Source organism: Marinobacter sp. LQ44 (genome assembly GCF_001447155.2).
GTDB lineage: Bacteria > Pseudomonadota > Gammaproteobacteria > Pseudomonadales > Oleiphilaceae > Marinobacter.
Genome location: NZ_CP014754.1, coordinates 2,098,765 through 2,117,591 on the forward strand (window position 1 = coordinate 2,098,765; position 18,827 = coordinate 2,117,591).

Below are 18,827 nucleotides of genomic sequence, written 5' to 3' on the forward strand. Positions count from 1 at the left end.
TCATGGCTCCACATTCCAGGCCGGTCTCCGGGCTCCCAGGTGGAGCTGTTGCTCCGGGGCAATCACCTTCCCATGCCAGAGGCACAGTGGCGCATCGGATTGCCTTTCACCTGATTACCGTTGCGGGGGCAGCGCCGGGTTTTCACCGGCTTCCCGTTTCACTCGTTGCATTCGCCGGACTATCGCCAGTCCGGTTGGAATGCTCAGAGCACCTGAAATTGCCGGCAAGACTATCAACCGGGGTGGGGGTGGTCAATGAGATATGTTAATTCAGACAACGCACTTCCCAGACGTTGCCACCCGGACTCATCAGGCGGCAAACCGAAGCGCAGGGCTGACGGCTCATCAAACCACCGCACCAGGATGGCACGACGGGCCAACTCGTCGGCTATTTGTGCTGCCTTTTCGTGATGGAGCGTGCGAAACAGCAACGTGCCGGTAGCTGCCGGCATGCCAGATGTCCTGAGCAGGCCGTCCATCCGCAGCCGTGACGTCTGCAGCCTGCCCCGCGCCTCTATCTGCCATGCCCTGTCAGCCAGAGCTCTTGCCATCAGGTAACGCGCCGGGCCACTGACGGTCCAGGGGCCCAATTCAAAAGCCACCGCACGGGTCAGCTCAGGTTCAGCCAACACAGCCCCAGCGCGCATTCCGGCCAGGCCGAAAAACTTGCCCAAGGATCGCAGAAGTATCAGACCCGGCGCACCCGCCCAGGGTTCCAACCCAAACCCGGGCTCTCCCTCAACAAAGGCCTGATCAAGTACCAGCCAGCCCCCACGTGCCTGCAATCGTTGGTGCCATAGCAGAAGACGGGCCGGATCGACCAGTTGCCCGGTCGGATTATTCGGCTGTATCCACACCACAACATCCACAGAATCCAGCCAGGTCAGATCGTCTTGATCTGTTGCCTGCTCAGGTATCGCCACCACCTCGAAACCGGCGCGACGCCAGGCGTGACCATGCTCGCGATATCCCGGCACAGGCACCGCCACCCGACCAAGACCATGTACCCTGGCGCGCACGGCGGGCAGGGCCATGATCGCCGCCTGGGATCCCGCCACCGGCAGGCAGCTGGCCCGCTCGGGCGCACCTGCCCAGCTACGGATGATCTCCTCCAGCCCATCGTCCGGCTCTGGCAGTCGTTGCCAGACCTCTGGTGGAATGGCCGGAACCGGCCAGGGTACCGGATTGATGCCGGTGGACAGATCAAGCCATTGCTCGCGGGGAATGCCCCAACGCTGTATTGCAGCCTGTAACCGCCCACCATGCTCCGGGGATTCAGGAAGGTCGAAGGCCGTCATCCTGAACCTCCGGGCAGCACCCAGCTGCAGGCAAGTGCAAGAACGAACAGCACCGACAACCAGAGCATTGCCCCGCGCTGTACCAAAGCAATGGCACCTTCGATTGTTGCTGCCGAAGCCCCGGGGCCACGACCTAACAGTGGCCGGTCCTTGATGCCGTTGGCATAGGGCGCCGGTCCACCGAGGGTCACGCCAAGGGCGCCCGCCCCGGCCGACATCACTGGCCCGGCATTGGGGCTATCCCAGGTTCTTGCCTGGGTACGCCAACAACGCATCGCCACCCGGGTACTTCCCAACAGCGCATAAGTGAGGGCGGTCAGCCGGGCAGGCAGCCAGTTCATAAGGTCATCCAGCCTGGCGGCAAACCGACCGAAGTAAAGAAATCGGGAGTTGCGATAGCCCCACATGGCGTCCAGGGTATTGATCAATCGGTGCAAAACCACACCCGGCAGCCCGGCAAGCAGGTACCAGAACAGACTTGAGAACACCGCATCGGCACCATTCTCCAGCATGGATTCCGAGGCAGCCGCGGCCACCCCCTCGTCGGACAGCGCCGCTGCATCCCGGCTGACAATCCACCCCACCGCTTTCCTGGCTTGGTCACCGTCGCCCGCATTCAGCGCAATGGACACTGCCCGGCCATGTTCCGCCAGCCCCCGTAACGACATTGCGAGCCATACGCCCGCCACTTGAGCCACCAACCATAGCCAGCCGCCCAGCCAGAATTGCAGTGCTACAGCCAGTGCCAGCACCGGCGTGACGACGATCGCGGTTGCCAGCGCACCCAGGCACAGGCTCCTTGCGGCGGCCTGCGGCTGGCCATTCAGGCCAGCTTCTGCCACCGAGGCCCAACGGCCAAAGCCTGCCAGAGGGTGCCACCGGCGCGGTTCACCAACCAACCAGTCCAGTGCAACCGCCGCGACACACACCAACACCGCAACCAGAAACGTTTCCAAATGTGGGCTCCATGAATCAAATGTTGGAAAGTCTAACCGAGTGGGGCCTGATCTTGACACCTTCGCCTCCCGGTAAGACCATCCTCGGTTTTCCGCCCACAAGGAATCATCGTCATGGCCCTGCCTCAAAGCTGGCTAGCACCGCCCCCCGCCCCCTCAGCCCAACACGCCGCACTTGCCGCAGCGCGACAGCAGGTTCTGACCAAACCACCAGGCTCTCTCGGGCGACTGGAGCAGCTGGCGATTACCCTGGCGGCCCTGAACGGCACAGACAGGCCAACCGTTGATCCTGTCCGCATGGTGGTGTTTGCCGGTGATCATGGCGTATGTGCTGAAGGTGTTTCCGCCTTTCCCCAGGAGGTCACCGCCCAGATGATTGCCAACTTCGCCGGCGGCGGCGCGGCCATCAGCGTTATGGCCAGGGAACTCGGTGCCAGCCTGGAAGTCGTTAACCTCGGGACAGTCGGCGAGGTGCCAGAGCTCCCCGGCGTCATTCACCAGATGATTGCCCCCAGCACCGCCAATTTGGCCAAAGCGCCCGCCCTTGACCCCGGCCAGGTAGCCGCTGCACTGACCAGTGGCGACCAGGCAGCCGAGCGGTCGGCCAACGCCGGATGTCGGCTGTTCATCGGTGGCGACATGGGCATCGGCAACACCACCAGTGCCGCCGCACTCGCCTGCGCATTGCTGGGCCTGCCACCCGAGAGGCTCGTCGGGCCGGGCACCGGCCTTGACAGCGAGGGGGTCACTCGCAAAGCCCGGGTGGTATCCAAAGCATTGGCCCGGCATGGCGACGACCGCACCCCATTGTCTGTGCTGACGTCCCTCGGGGGCTTCGAGATTGCGGCGTTGACCGGTGCCATCCTCGGCTGCGCAGCCCGCAAGATCCCGGTATTGGTGGATGGTTTTATCGTCTCGGCCGCCGCGCTTGTGGCGGTTCAACAGCAACCCGGAGCGCGTGATTGGCTCATGTTTGCGCACCGGTCGGCCGAGCCCGGCCACGACGCGGTGCTCAACGCGCTTGATGGCACTCCGCTGCTGGACCTGGGCATGCGTCTGGGCGAAGGCAGCGGCGCCGCCGTTGCCGTACCTTTGCTTCGGGCCGCCTGCGCACTGCATAACCACATGGCCAGCTTTGCGGACGCCGGCGTCAGCGGAAAATCCAGGGAGTAGAACCATGACAACCACCGTGATCGACCTGATGCGCCATGGCGAACCTGAGGGTGGGCAAATGTTCCGGGGCAGCAAGGACGACCCGCTGAGCCCCGTCGGCTGGCAGCAGATGGAAGCCGCCGTCCACGGTCACGACCATTGGGATGCCATTGTCAGCTCGCCAATGACACGGTGCCGCCTGTTTGCAGAACAGCTCGCGCAAAGACGCAGGATTCCCCTGCACATCGAAGATGACCTGCGGGAAATCGGATTCGGTGACTGGGAGGGGTTAACTTCGCGCCAGGTCCAGGAACGTTATGGCGACCATCTCAGCCGCTTCTGGCAGGATCCCATAAACTCCAACCCGCCCGGCGGCGAAGCCATGACCGACTTCTACCAGCGCGTCACCCTCGGGTTTGATCGCTGGCAGGACAAACTTGCGAGTCAGCGTATCCTGGTGGTTTGCCATGGTGGCGTTATTCGCATGGTGCTGGCCAAGGTGCTGGGCATTCCTCTGGAGAAATCGTTTGCCGGTTTTTCCGTGCCCTATGCCTGCCGCAGCCGGATTCAGGTAGACCAGTCCGAGTTTGGCACCTTCCGCAGCCTGGTTAGCCACCAGCCTTGAGGGTCAGTGGCAGACCGGCCACCGACATCACCACCTCATCACAGCGCTGCGCGAGTGCCTGGTTGAGCCATCCCAGCTCGTCGGCAAAGCGACGGGTGAGGGGGTCCATGCCGATGGTGCCCAGGCCTACCTCATTGGTGACGATCACCAAGGGGCCTGGATAAGTTTCCACGGCAGTCAGAAAGGCGGCACGTTCAGGCTGAAACAGCGAACGGTCGGCGAACAGGAGATTACTCAACCAGAGACTCATGCAGTCCACCAGAACCAGCGGCGAGGTATCGTGCCCGGCAGCCAGGTCTGACAGCGCCCGGCCAAGGTAAACGGGCTCCTCCACCAGCTGCCAGTGTGCCGGTCGTTGCTGCTGGTGGCGCCGGATCCGCAGGGCCATTTCATCATCACCGGCGGTGGCGGTAGCCACGTAGACCACGTCTGTGCCGGCGTCTCGCGCCCGCTGTTCCGCCAGCCCCGTTTTTCCGGACCGGATGCCCCCTGTGACCAGTAACTTGTTGACCATAAAACACTCTCTTGTGCTTACCCACGGCGGCCAAGGTACACCAAGTCAACAGACAGCTGCTATAGTTTGGCCAGACTCTGGAATAACCGGTTCGCCAACCGCCAACGTTTCATCAAGACTCAGTCACTCTGGAGAGCCCATGCAGGCCGAACTGTTGGACATCCGCAACCACATAGCCCAATACCCCCCGTTCAATGACTTGTCTGAAGAACTGCTTGAACGCGTTGTCAGCGGTATTGAGGTGGTCTACTACCGCGCCGGCACCCAAATACTCGAACTCGGCCAGAGCAATCACTGGCTTCACTATATCCGCAGCGGCGCCGTGGAGATTTTCCGCCGCTCCGGTGAGCTGTACAACCGCGTGGGCGAGGGCGAGATCTTCGGCCAGTTCGGATTGATGATGAACAAAAAAGTCCGGTTCCCCGCCAAAGCCATCGAAGATTGCCTGATCTACAAGATTCCGGATACCACCTTTCAGCATCTGTGGGAAAATGACGAAAACTTTGCAGACTTTGTTGAGATCGAAGACCGCAGCCGGCTGCGTTCGGCGGTGTCACGCAGAGAAAAATCCAACGAACTGATGACCGCCAAGGTGACCCGCCTGATATCCCGGGAACCGGTTTCCGCTCCGACCACCGTTCGCCTGCAGGAAGCCGCCAGAATCATGACCGACAACGGCGTGTCGGCGCTGTTATTGATGGATGAAAGCGGCGAGCGCCCGAAATTGCGGGGCATCATCACCGATCGGGATCTACGTACCCGTGCCGTCACCCATGCCCTGGCCTCGGAAACTCCGATCAGTGACATCATGTCGGAAGGGCTGATCACCATCAGCGCACGCTCGTTCATCTTCGAAGCCATGCTCACCATGCTCCACAATAACGTGCACCACCTGCCAGTGATGGAAGGCGACGAAGTGCGAGGCGTGATTGCGCTGTCTGACATCGTCAAGTACGAAAGCCAGAGCAGCCTCTACCTGGTCAGCAACATCTACCACCAGAACGACGTCAAGGGCCTGAAGAAAATCAGCCTGGAAGTCCGTGACAGCTTTGTCCGCATGGTCAATGAAGACGCCAACTCCCACATGATTGGCAGCGCCATGGCGGGTATTGGCCGCAGCTTCAGTCAACGACTGCTGGAACTGGGTGAAGAAAAACTCGGACCGCCACCAGTGCCTTATTGTTTCATGGCCCTCGGCTCCATGGCCCGGGATGAACAGCTGGTCGTGACCGACCAGGACAACGCCATGGTGCTGGACGACCGATTCATTCCGGAAGAACACGACGAGTATTTCCTGGCTCTGGCCAAGTTCGTGTCCGATGGCCTGGCCGAATGTGGTTACGCGTACTGCACCGGCGATATCATGGCCACCAACCCGAAATGGCGGCAACCGCTGAGTGTCTGGAAAGGCTACTTCACCGACTGGATCGACAACCCCAAGGCGGAAGCCTTGCTCAACAGCAACATCTTCTTCGACCTTGACGGCATTTACGGTGAAACCGACTTCACCGAACAGCTGAAAACCCTGATCGTCCAAAAAGCCAGTGGCAGTCAGCGCTTCCTTACCTTCCTGGCCAGGAATGCCCTGAACCGAACGCCACCACTGGGCTTCTTCCGCACCTTCGTGCTTGAGGAAGACGGCAAGCACCAGAAAACATTCAACCTCAAGCGCCGAGGCACCGCGCCATTATCTGATTTGATCCGCGTGCATGCTCTGGGCTGTGGCAGCCGCTCCCAGAATTCCTTTGAGCGACTCAAAGACATTGCCAAAACCAAGCTGCTGCTGGAAGACGACGCCGGCAATCTGCGCGACGCCCTGGAATTCATCTCCATCGTCCGCATCCGCCACCAGGCCCTGGCCATTGAAGAGGGGCGAGAACCCGACAACAACGTACGCCCGGAAGACCTGTCCCCGTTCGAACGCAGTCATCTGAAAGACGCCTTCCAGATCGTCAGCAACGCCCAGAAGTTCCTGCGCTTCCGTTACAACGCCGGAGGAGCCACCAGGAATGTCTGACAGCATCAAAAGCGGGAACAGCAAACAGGACTGGCCAGACAACTACCGAAAAGCCGCGGAAAAAGCGAAGGATGCCCGAATCCGAGCTTTCTACCAAGCCGGCTGTCCTGACCCGCAAACTCCCATTAAAGAGGTGCCACTGGTCGCCCTCGACTTCGAAACCACCGGCCTGGATGCCGACCGCCACTCCATCATCAGCATCGGCCTGGTGCCTTTTACCCTCGATGGCATACAGTTAGGCCAGTCCTGGCACCAGATCGTCCGCCCGCAACTGCCGTTGCAGCAAGACACCGTCACCATCCATGGCATCACCCACAGCGAAATCGAAAACGCCCCGGACCTGGCAGACGTTCTCGACACCCTGTTCCAGCACCTCAACGGCCGAATCCCCGTGGTCCACTACCGCAACATAGAACGCCCGTTTCTCAACACCGCCCTGCAGTGGCGTCTGAAAGAACAACTCCGCTTCCCGGTCATAGACACCATGGCCATCGAAGCCCACCTGCACCCCAAACGAAACCCAAGCCGCTGGCAACAACTCATGGGCAAACAACCCATCTCCATCCGCCTGGCCGACAGCCGAACCCGCTACGGCTTACCCCACTACGCCGGCCACAACGCCCTGATAGACGCCATCGCCACCGCCGAACTGCTCCAGGCCCAGGTGCAGCATCATTTCAGTTATGACACACCTATCGGAGATCTCTGGGTCTGATTCCCCCACATGCGTGCATTCAGGATAGAAAGACTATGCCCGGTGGCCTGATAGTGAGGGTATGGGATTGCTTTCCAAAAATTTCGAAGGCCATGGATGGCCTGAGAGAAGCGCACATGGATGTGCTCGTAGCGGTTTTTGGAAAGCAATCCCATACCCTCACCAACTCCCAACCCCGCAGGCTGCTGACAATACACCCAAGCCATAGCCCCAAAGCCCCGCAACCGCTAGAATGAACCCACACCAACCAAAGAGCCCAAAGTGACCGAACAAATCACCAAAACCACCCCCCTGGACGCCTTCCGTCGCGCCAGAAGAATGTGGCTAAAAGGGGAAAAAATCAGCCTCGCAGCCCTGGCCGACGACCTACACATCGGCCGTGCCACCCTGTTCCGCTGGGTAGGCAACCGTGACCTGCTGATTGGTGAAATCCTCTGGTCCCTATACGAACCGCTCTACAAAGAAGCCCGAGCCAACACCCCCGGCCATGGCGTAGACTACGTGGTCGGCGTATTCCGCCACATCAACATGACCATTCTGCACTTCAGCCCCCTGCGCAAGTTCCTGCACCAGGACCCTGAATACGCCCTGAAAATGCTCACCTCGTCTCACTCCACCCTGCACGCCCGCACCGTGGAAGTGAACACCCGCTTACTGAAAGACGAAGTGCGCGCCGGCCACCTGAGCCCACCGATGAACATCCAGAGCCTGTCCTACTTCATGGTGCGCATCGCCGAATCCTGTCTGTACAGCGATATCATTGGCGGCCGCGAACCCAGGGATGAAGAGCTGGAAGATGCCTGCACCGCTGTGCGCATCCTGCTAGGCGGGAAAGTCTGACAACATCTGCGCTGGCAGAACCGTGCAACGCAGGCTAATCTGACGCAATAACGCCGGGCCCCGGCCCGTTCAAAAGCAGACCACAAACACCCGGAATCAACACCCGCAAAGGAGCGCGACATGCCGTTACACCAATCCATTAGCCAGAAACTGTTTACGCCAATCATCATTGCACTCGCCCTGACTGCCCTCACACTCGCCCCCCAGGCTCAGGCTCGCGACCTGACAGAAAAAACCGTCCGGTCATTCATCGACAGCCTCGGCGCCGCCGAAACCTTGGCCGAGGACCACAAAGAATTTCTAGATGCCCTGGAAGCCGAGCAGGACGAGAACATGGATTTCTCCAGACTCTTCTCCGACAGCCTTAAAGACTTAGAAGGGCACGCGGTGCACGGACAGCTGGAGAAGTTGGTCAAGCGGTATGGATTCTCCAGCCTTGAACAATGGGGACAGACGGGGGACCGGGTTTACCAGGCCTGGTTCGCTCTGGAAATGGATGAGCAAGGGGGAGCGCCCCAACATGAAATGCAGCAAGCCTTGGCTGAGATCGAAAACAGCCCTCACATGACAGAAGAACAAAAGGCCCAGATGCGCGCCATGCTGCAATCGGCGACTTCTGCCTTGGATACTGCGATGAATGCCCCGGAAAGCGACAAGCGTGCGGTTCGCCCGTTTATGGACGAATTGCGGGCCCTGAGCGAGGATGAAGACAGCGGCTGGTAACCAATCGTCACTGGATATTCATTATGTAAATCTTCTATTCCGAACCGTTATCCCGCATTACCGACGCAGATTGATTCTTCGTGAGCTCGGATATGAACGGTTACGCAGGAAAACATTATGACAAAACCGTAAAGTGCGGTTTTGTCATAAACATGAAATATCGGCTAGGATTGCCGATTCATTTTTACCCGTCTTCTACCGTCAACAAGGAATGCTGACGATGAGCTTCATGAAACTGGTCAGGCCCTCGGAGTTGAGAGCCTGTGATCTCCCCCTCGTTGAAACCCCCTTTTTCGCCGCCGATAAGGCCAGGCGCCTGGTTGAAGAGCACGACCATGTTCGCTCTAACATGCACTCGTTATTCAGGCACCACTACCGTGGCCGAGGCAATATAGCCGAGACTGTCCACCGGGCGGTGAAAGACGGTGAGCTGATGTTGGTCTGTGAAGGCTGGGATGGACCCTTCTCCCCCTTGGTGACCTGGCGGCCAGACGACAGCCTGCCTGCCGGCGGCCGGTGGCGGGTAAATGACAACTGGATATACACGCCTTCGGCGATTGAGAGCGCCGTGGCGCAACTGAACGAATGCGGGGTGACCCTCGATCAGTTACGCCAATCCGCCCCCTGGGGGGTTGGAGCGCTGAAAGTGAACATGTTCTCGATGCACTACCGGCAGTGGCAGCGCCGGGAACAGGCTGAGCAAGACAGCGCGGATAACCACCGGCTGAGCCTGCCCCTGGGGGCGTCCGCCTTGGTGGCTCCGCTGCCCATGCTGGCAGCATCCGCCACCAAAGGCGCCTCTCAGGAACCCTCCCCCAGGATTCACCTGGAAGTGGGCCTGTTTACCGACGGCACCATGAACAACGCCGCCAATACCCAGGCTTTTAGAGAGCAGCTGGAGCAGGAGTGCCTGATTCCTTATGAGAATAACACCATCAGCCGTGAAGAGTGTGAGCAGAGGCTGAGCCTGATGTTGGGTGCCAGCTACGCCAATGCGGCCAGCAATGTGGCGAAGCTGCGAGACTTGTACAGTGAAGGTGAGGATGAATCGGAAAACACCATCACCTACCGGCGCAGGGTCTATGCACCTGGGGCGGGCACCAAGACTGGCGGCAGCGACAAGCTGTATAGCGCCGCCACGGGCTTGGGGGAAGCTGGCGTTATCGCACAGGTGGACTACACCTTCTCGCAACTGGCCTTGCGGGTGAAGGAAGTCCTGCAGGACCTGCCCACCGACCGACTGGACAAACCCATCGGCAAACTCACCTTGGACCTGCTTGGCTTCAGCCGGGGCGCGGCGGCGGCCCGCCACGCTGCGCACGAGATTAATCAGGGGGAAAGCGGTCTGCTCGCCGAGATACTGGCTCAGAACCATATTCCTTGGCCGGAGATGGTAGAGATTCGCTTCGTGGGGCTGTTCGACTCCGTGGCCGCCATTGTGAACCCAGCTGCCGGCGATTTGTTGGCCCATAACAACCGCAACCACCCGGTAAAGCTGTACCTGAATCCGGACAAGGTGGGCCATGCGGTGCACCTGACCGCCGCCCATGAGCACCGCAGGAACTTTGCTCTGAACAGTCTGCAAAGCCCCGACGGCAGCTTGCCGGCCAACTTCCGGGAAATCTCCCTGCCGGGCGTTCATTCCGATATTGGCGGTGGTTACGGCGACAGCCAACGCGAGGATGTGCTGTTAAGCCCCAAGTTGCAGGTACCTCGCGACCGGCTGCGCTGGCCGGACAAAACCCTGCAGTGGGACAACCTGGAGGCCAAACGGCAACAGATAGAGTCAGAAGGCTGGATAGGCCCCCACAACCTGCCGGTACGGCAGTCCGAGCAGTTGCAGGCATGGCCGAAAGACCTGGGCCCCGAAGGGCCAGCCCAGCTGGAAATTGTTGCCCGGCGCTATGACCACCCGGCACCGGATGGCCGGGTGGAGCTGGTGTTGCGGATGCTACGCCAGGTGCGGGGGGAGTATTCGCAGGTGGCCTTGAGGTTGATGCATCGGCTGGCCACCGATAGCGGTGCGCCGCTGCAAGATATTGATACCAGGAAAACCGACAATACCTTGCCAGAGGAACTGAAACCCATCCTGCAACAAATCCTGGAACAGGTTGAACAAGGGAGCGACGCCCCTTCATTGACCGCGGAACACGAGCACCTGTTGCTCCAGCGCTATATTCATTACTCCGCTCACTACAACGGCATCGAAGCCCTGGTGGCGGGAACACCTGCAAAGTTAGAGGGATTGCATCCCCATGCACCAGTGCTCTCCGGGGAGCGCCTGGTTTATCCACAGGAGGAAGGACAATGACGGTAAGATCAATGATGGCCGGGATAGCCTTGGTGGGCTGGGTGGTGCTGGCTGCTGGCTGCGCCTTAAAGGCCAAGGACGATATTCCTTGGGGTATTCAGGTAGCGGCTCCCAAGCACTACGACATTTGGGGGGTGAGCATGTTCCTGGAGAAACCCGGGGAACGGAGTTGGCGCCAGCCCGTTGGCTATGTGAGCTGCTGCTGGAAGGAGGGGGAGCGCGGCCCCTGGGGTAGTGGGGGGGGGGTTGATCCTTTCCCCGAACTGATCTTCCTGCACTGGTTCTCCTTTGCGGAGCAGAAATACTACGTCAAGCTGATCGAGGTGCCGCCGGATCTGCAGGATCGCATGCGGGAGCCGGTGCTCGTGAAGACCCAGACTGGCGAGCGCTTGGTTCCCCGCCACACCTTGGTATTTGGCCTAGCCCCCGGCGGAACTGTGGTGGTGTGGATCAGGAACCAGTTCGGCAACGTGATCGAGGTGATGCGCATGCAGGCCACGGAGGTGCCGGGGGATCCAGATGATTTTGAGGCAGGAACCAGGAATTATCTCGAAAAACACGGTGATTACCTCAGGGAACATGGCATACCGCTGGAGGGCTGGTAAACGAACTACTCAATAACATAAAAAACCCGGCGACTGTCTCCAGCGCCGGGTTTTCTTTTTGGCGGGCTATCAGCCGGGCTGATTACGCCAGCAGGTTATAGACAAACACGATTGCCACGGCAATCGGCGTTACAAACCGGATCAGGTTGTACCACAAGCCAAAGGTGCTTTCCTGCAGAGCCAGGTCGCTCTTCAGGGATTCCTTGGCCACGAACCAACCTACAAAGATAGCCGTCAGCAGACCGGAGAGCGGCAGCATGATGTTGGCAGTGAAGTAGTCCAGCAGATCGAAAATGGTCTTGCCTTCGAATGCAGCGAACATACCCAGCGGCGCCACGTCGGCCCACAGGTTCAGGGACAGGATGGAGGCAATACCGAGCAACCAGCAGGCACCACCGGCGATCACGGCGCTACCCACACGGGCAAAGCTGGTTTTTTCCTCTACCCACTCAACCACCGGCTCCAGCAGTGAGATGCCGGATGTCCAGGCGGCGAACAGCAGCAGTATGAAGAACAGGGTGCCGAACAGGGTACCCATGGGCATGTTACCGAACGCCAGTGGCAGGGTCTGGAAAATCAGGCCGGGGCCGGCACCGGCTTCAAGGCCGTTGGCGAACACCACCGGGAAAATAGCCAGGCCCGCCAGCAGGGCTACAACCGTATCCATAATGGCAACGCTCACCGCCGTGCGGCCAATGGAGACATCGCGGCTCAGGTAAGAGCCGTAAGCCATCATGATGGCCATACCCAGGCTCAAAGTGAAGAACGCATGACCCAGGGCCACCAGCACACCGTTCACTGTCAGGGCACTGAAATCCGGATTAAACAGGAAGGAAACCGCCTCCCCGAAGTGGCCGGTGGTGGTGGCATAACCCACCACCATCAACAGCAGGATAAACAGGGCCGGCATCAGAATGGTGACTGCACGCTCCAGGCCGCCTTTCAGACCGCGGGCTACAACCAGCACGACCAGAGCCATGAACACCGTGTGCCAGAGCAGGAGCTTGGCCGGGCTGGCCAGCAGGCCGCCGAACATTTCACCCACGGATTCGGCAGTGCCGCCGGTGAAATCACCCATGGCGGCGTGGCCAACATAGGAGGCAGCCCAGCCACCGATCACCGAGTAGAACGACAGAATGATGAAGGCCGCCAGCATGCCGATGATGGCGGAAATTCGCCAGCCGGACGACGCCAGGTTGCGCTCGGCCACCAGGCGGAAACTGGTGATCGGATTGTGGCGACCATTCCGGCCGATAAACACCTCGGCCATCATGATGGGAATACCGATGATGAAGATACAGAGCAGGTAAACCAGAACGAAGGCACCGCCGCCGTTCTCACCAGTGACATAAGGGAACTTCCAGACGTTACCGAGACCAACAGCAGAACCGGTTGCTGCCAGAATAAACGCGAACTTGGACGACCAGAGTCCGCGAGCCCCGATACCGCTGTCTGATGCGGAGTTGGACTGTGACATGAATTTTCTTCCTGTGCTTTTGGCTATAGGAAACTACGAATTGTGAGGGCGCCAAACCGTTGGTTCAGGCCATTGGTGCGGGATTCTGCCAGCACTGGCGCGGTGATGCCAGTGCTGAAATGTTGTTCAGTGGTTTCTGTCGACCACACAGATCCGACGGGCAAGCGCTAACTAGCCAGATTTACTGACAAACCGGGCAATCAGGTCCTTCAGGCCACGGGCCATGCCACTGAGCCGGTCGCTGCTGTCTTTAGCGGCTTCTGCCTGCTCGTCGCTCTGGTCAGCAAGGCCGGCGATGTTCACAATTTGCCGGTTGATCTCATCCGATACCTGGCTTTGCTCCTCGAACGCGGCCGACATGGTAATGAAACTGTCGGAAATCGAATCCACCGAACCCACAATGGTTTGCAGGGATTCTGCCGCGCCCTGCACCCGGGCCAGGCCCTGGCTGGCGATTTCCTCACCAGAACGTACCGCCTGAATGGTTTCATCCACCTGGGCCCGGAACTGCTCAATCACCTCATGGATCTTGACGGTGGACTGCCGGGTTCTCTGGGCCAGGGAGCGCACTTCGTCGGCGACCACCGCAAAGCCTCTGCCTTGCTCGCCGGCGCGGGCCGCTTCAATGGCCGCGTTGAGAGCCAGCAGATTGGTCTGCTCGGCAATGTCCGAGATCAGGTCGGCCGCCTCTCCAATGGTGCGGGTGGATTCACCCAGACGACCCACCGATTCGCCAATGCCATTCACCTGCTGCACCAGCTGCTCGATCGCGGCAGTGGCCTCACCACTGCGCTGCCTGCCCTCATGGGCCAGCCGGTTGGCCTGCTCCGCCTCTTTCGCATTGTGGGTAACGGCTTCCGCCACTTCCTGAATGGACGCGGTCATTTCATTGATCGCCGAGGCGGTCTGGTCCGTCTCCGCCCGCTGCCGGGCAATGGCGGTAGCACCTTCCGTAATGAAGCCATGAGACGCCCGGGCCTGCTGCAGTAAATGCTCAGCCTGATCGTCAATTCGAGCCAGCGCTGTGCGAATACGCGCTTCCTCACTGACCAGCACCAGAGCCAACCGCGACATCAGACCGTGCTCACCGCTGTACGTGCGGGCAACGATGGGGTCCTGGAAAGCATCGGGGCGCAAAGCGAGTAAACCTTTCAGACGATTGGAAATAGACCCGAACACCAGACTGAACGCCAGAGCATGCCCCGCCAACACAATCAGGGCTGCAAGCCAGAGCGGTTCCAGCTGAATGGCCCCCAGGGTGATCACCAGGGATAACAGAAACGGCCAGCCGGAACGCCCCATTGACATGGCCCGGTTAGTGAACGATGACGACAACTTGCCTGCGGAAATACCGGCATAGAGTTTTTCAGCCCGGGCAATCTGGTCCCGAGTGGCCGCCACGCGCACGGATTCATAGCCCACCATCTGGCCGTTCTCCCAGATGGGAGTGGCATAGGCACTGACCCAGTAATGATCACCGTTCTTTGCCCGGTTCTTGACCACACCCATCCAGGCCTTGCCCGCTTTCAGATACTCCCACATGTCAGCGAACACCGCCGGCGGCATGTCCGGGTGGCGAATCAGATTATGCGCCTGGCCAATCAGTTCGTCCCGGGTGTACCCGCTGATGGTTTCAAAATCGTCGTTGCAATAGGAGATCACGCCCTTGAGGGAGGTGGTACTGATCAGGCGCATACCTTCCGGTACGGTAATTTCGCGCTGGGTGACAGGTAGATTCTTGCGCATAGGGGGTCGATGTCCGTTAAACCGGGGAAATTATTTCAGGGCGCAAGCGTAAGTCTGGATGAATATCAAGGAAATATCTAATGAGTTACGCTACGTCACATTAATGTAACGGCACACAACCCGATATCTTGAAGACAAGGCTTGTCAGGGCCCGGCCAGGACCCTTGCCCGGGGATGAAAACGGGCATTCACCCACAGTGAAAACGCGATCACCGCGCCGCCAAGCATAAGGCGCATGAGGTCCGCATCCCGGTTCCAGATCAGCAGGTTCACCAGCAACCCGGCAGGCACCAGGGCATTGTTCATAATCGCCAGGGTGCCAGCATCTACCTCACAGGCACCGCGATTCCACAGGTATAGCCCAAGCCCCGAGGCCGCGAGCCCCAGCCAACCGAGAATGCCCCACTGAAGACTGGTCGTGGGCAGCTTGTCAGCATCACCGAATATCAGGAACGACGGCAAGGCGATCACCAGCGCCCCGAAAAAGAAGTAGCCGAAGGTACGGTAGCCCGGCAAGGCCAGGGCGTAGTGGCGCATCACGTGTTTGTAGCCCACTTGGCCGGCGGCAAAGGTAAAATTAGCCACTTGCAGTAACAAGAAGCCGGTAATGAAATCTTCACTCAGGCCATCGTAGCGAATAATCCCGGCGCCCAGAGTAGCGATGGCTGCCGCCAGCAAGGCCACCGGGGAGAACCGGCGAAACAGGGCATCGTCAATCAGCGTAACGTACAAAGGGGTGAAGATGGTGAACAGCAACACTTCAGGCACCGTGAGGTAACTGAACGAGCGGTACAGACAAAGGTAGGTAATACCGAACTGCAGCATGCCGGTAATCAGAATACCAAGCTTCATGCCCCCGGGCACACCACGCCAGCGGGTGAAGGGCAGAAACACCAGGGCCGCCAGCAGCACACGGGTAAGCACGGCAAAATCGCTGTCTACCCGGCCAGCCAGGAACTCGCCGATCAAGCTGAACGAAAACGCCCACAGCGCCGTTACCAGAACCAGAAGAACCATACCACCACACCAGAAATAAACCGGACCGCTACTGTACCGTTTTTGCCGGCATTATCCAGTACGGAAGGCGGTGCAAACCCCTATAAGCTGCCCGACCGCCAATCGGGTAACATGTCCGCCTCTGACAGGTACAACCCTGACGAACCAACATCGAAACCAGCACCATGGACGAAAACCACCAACCGTTACCCGAAGCCCGACAGCCCCTTGTTCGCCGCACGCTGGCGGAATGGAGAACCCTGGCCATTCTGGGCGGGCCGATCCTGATTGCCCAGGTGGCACAGATGGCCAATGGGGTTATTGATACCGTTATGGCGGGCCACGCCAGCGCTCGGGATTTGGCCGCGGTAGGCATTGGCAGCAGCCTGTGGATGCCACTATTCCTGTTTTTCATGGGCATGCTGGGGGCGCTGCAACCGATCATTTCCGGCTACAACGGTGCCCGGCAGCACTCGAAGATCATGCCGGCCACCTGGCAGGGCATTTACATCGCAGCCGGCGGCACGGTGATCATGGCGTTGTTGCTGACCAACGTACACCCGGTACTGGCGATGCTGAAGATGGATACAGAGACTGCCGGCATCACCCAGGGATACCTGAACGCCTTCGCCTGGGGCATTCCAGCCCTGCTTCTTATGAACGCTCTGCGGGGACTCACTGACGGCCTCGGCCACACCCGGGTAATCATGGCTTTCTCTGTACTCAGCACGCTGATCAACCTGCCGCTGAACTACATCTTCATTTACGGCAAGCTAGGCCTGCCCGCCATGGGCGGTGTGGGCTGCGGCTGGGCGACATCGCTGTCCAACGGGACGGCCGCCATTGCCTTACTGATCTACCTGAACCGGAGCCGTACCTTCCGCCAGTTTCACCTGCTGGCCGACTGGGTGAAGCCCAACTGGCGGGGAATTCGCTACATTCTGGGTATCGGCGTGCCGATTGGCTTCACCATTTTTGTCGAAGCCAGCATGTTTTCGGTCATTGCCCTGTTCCTGGCGCCCCTGGGGCCGGTGATCGTGGCGGGACATCAGATTGCGCTGAACGTGGTGTCGTTGTTGTTCATGCTACCGCTGAGCATAGGCATGGCACTGACGCTGCGGGTGAGTTTTCTGGTGGGTGCCCGGGCGCCGGATACCGCCCGGCTGATTTCCCGTAGCTCGCTCATCCTGGCCTCGGCGGTTGCCCTGATCTTTGCCACGTTGCTGTTTGTGTTCTCCGCACAGATCGCCGCACTCTACACCGGCGACCAGGCCGTGCGGGATGTCACCATTCGCCTGCTGGCGTTTGCCGCCATGTTCCAGGTTGCTGATGTGATTCAGGTAACCTGCATCAGTGCGCTCAGGGGCTATAAGGACACCCGCATTCCCATGTTCATTATGCTGTTTTCGTTCTGGGGGGTTGGCCTGCCACTGGGCTACGTTCTGACCTTTACAGACCTGCTTTGGCCGGCGTTGGGAGCGGCGGGGTTCTGGGTGGGGCTGACGGCGGGGCTGACCTCCGCCAGTGTTTTGCTGGGTTGGCGATTGTTCCGCTACCGGCCCGGAAACCACCATCACGGCGAACCCGACAGCCGGACTTCAGTTCAAGCCGGTTCGGCCACCAACTGAGTGTTCTTATCTGCAAATACAATCCGATCCCGCCCGGTCTCCTTGGCCTGATACAGCGCTTCATCAGCCCTCGCCAACCAGCTCTCCACGCTCTCGCCGTGGCCCAGCAAGGCGACACCAAATGACGAAGTGACCGGGCCACCGGGGTACTTGAGATGCCTGCGCAACACCTGTTGCAGGTTGTTCATAACCGCCTGCAGGCTGGACCCATCCACACCGGGCAGCAATAACACGAACTCCTCACCGCCATAACGGAACAGCTGATCAGACTTTCGTGTGTTGCGTTCAATCAGCGCCACCAAGTCCGTCAGCACATTATCACCGACGCCATGACCATACACATCGTTGATTTTCTTGAAGTGGTCGATATCAAGCATCACCAGGGCATAGGGTAGCCCGGATCGCTCAGCATTGGCGGCAGCCGCATCCAGCTCCTCATCCATGGAGCGGCGGTTCTTGACACCGGTCAGCGGGTCAATAGTGGCCAGGTGCTCCAAGCGTTCCCGCTGATCCTGGTTACGATAGGCAAAGACATAGGCACAGGCGCTGACCACCGTCGCCGTGGTCGCAAACGTCCACATTTGAACCGTTGAGCTGAAAGCCGTTTCAATCGACATCAGCGCCAGAACGGATAGCAGGTTCAGAATGGCCGCAAGTCGGCTGGATACAAGAAAGAAGGTTGTTACCAGGCAAGGGAATATCCAGAACAAACCCGCCTCACCCATAACCGCACCAACGGTGACCGCGCCCGCGCAGATGATAATCGCCAGGAACATGCCGCTGCGGTATGTGTCTCCGGTGACCCAGGCATAAGCGAGGCTGCCAACGATGCCAGACAGAATCCCGAGATCAACAAAACCGGCGAGCGGATTACCCTCGACAAATCGCAGGATCACGAACGGCGTGATGCCAACGATGGCACTGATGCCAAGCAAAGTGATGATCGATAATCGGAAATCATTTTTTAGCCGATGAAACATTCAGGGTGCGTCCGACTATGGTCTTAGTTAGTACACAAGCTTAGCGTAAGCTATGAAAGGGGGCGCTACCGGGCTACGATTCTTAACAATTCTATCTCTGAACACGACACAAAGTGACATGCATCACAAAAATGTGTCGGTTAGTATTCTAAATAAGCAAGCCTCTGCCGGTTTTGACGTCAGACTATTGAAAGAAGTATTTCGAAGAACAAGAATCGCTCTAAGACACCGTGGGATACTCAAA

The 18,827-nt window shown here is 59.2% G+C and carries 16 protein-coding genes and 1 riboswitch; of the genes, 9 read left to right on the forward strand and 7 right to left on the reverse strand.

All coding sequences use genetic code 11. The annotated features are described in order from the left end of the window. Positions 1 to 205: riboswitch (cobalamin riboswitch) on the reverse strand. 28 nt (positions 206 to 233) lie between these two features. Together cobD and cbiB are read right to left on the reverse strand one after the other, a co-directional pair. Beyond that, the gene (gene cobD / locus ASQ50_RS09770; protein WP_058092266.1) at positions 234 to 1,298 is read right to left on the reverse strand and encodes a threonine-phosphate decarboxylase CobD; all 1,065 of its coding nucleotides are present in this window, start codon (positions 1,296 to 1,298) and stop codon (positions 234 to 236) included. After that, a complete protein-coding gene (cbiB, locus tag ASQ50_RS09775) occupies positions 1,295 to 2,254 on the reverse strand; it encodes an adenosylcobinamide-phosphate synthase CbiB (RefSeq protein ID WP_058092265.1) in 960 nt (319 codons plus the stop codon). The genes cobD and cbiB overlap by 4 nt, the downstream gene beginning before the upstream one ends. Positions 2,255 to 2,368: 114 nt before the next feature. On the opposite strand from cbiB, the gene cobT reads away from it, so the two are divergent. Beyond that, complete coding sequence (cobT, locus tag ASQ50_RS09780; RefSeq protein WP_058092264.1) at positions 2,369 to 3,427, forward strand: nicotinate-nucleotide--dimethylbenzimidazole phosphoribosyltransferase; 1,059 nt, start codon at positions 2,369 to 2,371, stop codon at positions 3,425 to 3,427. A 4-nt stretch (positions 3,428 to 3,431) separates the two neighbouring features. Then, entirely contained in the window at positions 3,432 to 4,031 is a 600-nt protein-coding gene (locus ASQ50_RS09785; RefSeq protein ID WP_058092263.1) for a histidine phosphatase family protein, read from the forward strand. Here the strand turns inward: ASQ50_RS09785 and cobU are convergent. Beyond that, positions 4,015 to 4,545 carry a bifunctional adenosylcobinamide kinase/adenosylcobinamide-phosphate guanylyltransferase gene (gene cobU, locus ASQ50_RS09790; protein ID WP_058092262.1) on the reverse strand — a complete coding sequence of 177 codons (531 nt, stop codon included), beginning with the start codon at positions 4,543 to 4,545 and terminating at the stop codon, positions 4,015 to 4,017. The two genes, ASQ50_RS09785 and cobU, sit on opposite strands and share 17 nt — an antisense overlap. A gap of 139 nt (positions 4,546 to 4,684) precedes the next feature. Between cobU and ASQ50_RS09795 the strand changes: the two genes are divergently transcribed. The 6 genes from ASQ50_RS09795 to ASQ50_RS09825 all read left to right on the forward strand — a co-directional run bounded on the left by ASQ50_RS09795 (position 4,685) and on the right by ASQ50_RS09825 (position 11,756). After that, the gene (locus tag ASQ50_RS09795; RefSeq protein ID WP_058092261.1) at positions 4,685 to 6,562 is read left to right on the forward strand and encodes a putative nucleotidyltransferase substrate binding domain-containing protein; all 1,878 of its coding nucleotides are present in this window, start codon (positions 4,685 to 4,687) and stop codon (positions 6,560 to 6,562) included. Beyond that, entirely contained in the window at positions 6,555 to 7,277 is a 723-nt protein-coding gene (locus ASQ50_RS09800; protein WP_058092260.1) for a 3'-5' exonuclease, read from the forward strand. The genes ASQ50_RS09795 and ASQ50_RS09800 overlap by 8 nt, the downstream gene beginning before the upstream one ends. A 261-nt stretch (positions 7,278 to 7,538) precedes the next feature. Next, entirely contained in the window at positions 7,539 to 8,117 is a 579-nt protein-coding gene (locus ASQ50_RS09810; protein WP_227513298.1) for a QsdR family transcriptional regulator, read from the forward strand. A 120-nt stretch (positions 8,118 to 8,237) separates the two neighbouring features. Then, positions 8,238 to 8,840 (forward strand): hypothetical protein, encoded by a 603-nt coding sequence (locus ASQ50_RS09815; protein WP_058092258.1) that lies wholly within the window; start codon positions 8,238 to 8,240, stop codon positions 8,838 to 8,840. Between the two features lie 220 nt (positions 8,841 to 9,060). Next, a complete protein-coding gene (locus ASQ50_RS09820) occupies positions 9,061 to 11,151 on the forward strand; it encodes a T6SS phospholipase effector Tle1-like catalytic domain-containing protein (protein WP_227513299.1) in 2,091 nt (696 codons plus the stop codon). Next, complete coding sequence (locus tag ASQ50_RS09825) at positions 11,148 to 11,756, forward strand: DUF2931 family protein (RefSeq protein WP_068351462.1); 609 nt, start codon at positions 11,148 to 11,150, stop codon at positions 11,754 to 11,756. Before ASQ50_RS09820 ends, ASQ50_RS09825 begins: the two co-directional genes overlap by 4 nt. 82 nt (positions 11,757 to 11,838) lie before the next feature. Here the strand turns inward: ASQ50_RS09825 and ASQ50_RS09830 are convergent, their stop codons facing one another. The 3 genes from ASQ50_RS09830 to ASQ50_RS09840 form a co-directional block, all read right to left on the reverse strand. Then, positions 11,839 to 13,233, reverse strand: a complete 1,395-nt coding sequence (locus ASQ50_RS09830; RefSeq protein WP_058092804.1) for a sodium-dependent transporter — start codon at positions 13,231 to 13,233, stop codon at positions 11,839 to 11,841. A 171-nt stretch (positions 13,234 to 13,404) separates the two neighbouring features. Beyond that, the gene (locus ASQ50_RS09835) at positions 13,405 to 14,979 is read right to left on the reverse strand and encodes a PAS domain-containing methyl-accepting chemotaxis protein (RefSeq protein ID WP_058092805.1); all 1,575 of its coding nucleotides are present in this window, start codon (positions 14,977 to 14,979) and stop codon (positions 13,405 to 13,407) included. 144 nt (positions 14,980 to 15,123) lie between these two features. Continuing rightward, entirely contained in the window at positions 15,124 to 15,996 is an 873-nt protein-coding gene (locus tag ASQ50_RS09840) for a carboxylate/amino acid/amine transporter (protein ID WP_058092806.1), read from the reverse strand. Between the two features lie 164 nt (positions 15,997 to 16,160). Between ASQ50_RS09840 and ASQ50_RS09845 the strand changes: the two genes are divergently transcribed. After that, entirely contained in the window at positions 16,161 to 17,603 is a 1,443-nt protein-coding gene (locus tag ASQ50_RS09845; RefSeq protein WP_058092807.1) for an MATE family efflux transporter, read from the forward strand. Here ASQ50_RS09845 and ASQ50_RS09850 read toward each other — a convergent pair. After that, positions 17,579 to 18,583 carry a GGDEF domain-containing protein gene (locus ASQ50_RS09850; protein ID WP_058092808.1) on the reverse strand — a complete coding sequence of 335 codons (1,005 nt, stop codon included), beginning with the start codon at positions 18,581 to 18,583 and terminating at the stop codon, positions 17,579 to 17,581. The two genes, ASQ50_RS09845 and ASQ50_RS09850, sit on opposite strands and share 25 nt — an antisense overlap. Between the last annotated feature and the right edge of the window lie 244 nt (positions 18,584 to 18,827).

Coding starts and splice junctions, on each gene's coding strand:
- cobD (WP_058092266.1), bottom strand. CDS start 1,298: ATGACGGCCTTCGACCTTCCTGAATCCCCGGAGCATGGTGGGCGGTTA.
- cobT (WP_058092264.1), top strand. CDS start 2,369: ATGGCCCTGCCTCAAAGCTGGCTAGCACCGCCCCCCGCCCCCTCAGCC.
- ASQ50_RS09785 (WP_058092263.1), top strand. CDS start 3,432: ATGACAACCACCGTGATCGACCTGATGCGCCATGGCGAACCTGAGGGT.
- cobU (WP_058092262.1), bottom strand. CDS start 4,545: ATGGTCAACAAGTTACTGGTCACAGGGGGCATCCGGTCCGGAAAAACG.
- ASQ50_RS09795 (WP_058092261.1), top strand. CDS start 4,685: ATGCAGGCCGAACTGTTGGACATCCGCAACCACATAGCCCAATACCCC.
- ASQ50_RS09800 (WP_058092260.1), top strand. CDS start 6,555: ATGTCTGACAGCATCAAAAGCGGGAACAGCAAACAGGACTGGCCAGAC.
- ASQ50_RS09815 (WP_058092258.1), top strand. CDS start 8,238: ATGCCGTTACACCAATCCATTAGCCAGAAACTGTTTACGCCAATCATC.
- ASQ50_RS09820 (WP_227513299.1), top strand. CDS start 9,061: ATGAGCTTCATGAAACTGGTCAGGCCCTCGGAGTTGAGAGCCTGTGAT.
- ASQ50_RS09825 (WP_068351462.1), top strand. CDS start 11,148: ATGACGGTAAGATCAATGATGGCCGGGATAGCCTTGGTGGGCTGGGTG.
- ASQ50_RS09830 (WP_058092804.1), bottom strand. CDS start 13,233: ATGTCACAGTCCAACTCCGCATCAGACAGCGGTATCGGGGCTCGCGGA.
- ASQ50_RS09835 (WP_058092805.1), bottom strand. CDS start 14,979: ATGCGCAAGAATCTACCTGTCACCCAGCGCGAAATTACCGTACCGGAA.
- ASQ50_RS09840 (WP_058092806.1), bottom strand. CDS start 15,996: ATGGTTCTTCTGGTTCTGGTAACGGCGCTGTGGGCGTTTTCGTTCAGC.
- ASQ50_RS09845 (WP_058092807.1), top strand. CDS start 16,161: ATGGACGAAAACCACCAACCGTTACCCGAAGCCCGACAGCCCCTTGTT.
- ASQ50_RS09850 (WP_058092808.1), bottom strand. CDS start 18,583: ATGTTTCATCGGCTAAAAAATGATTTCCGATTATCGATCATCACTTTG.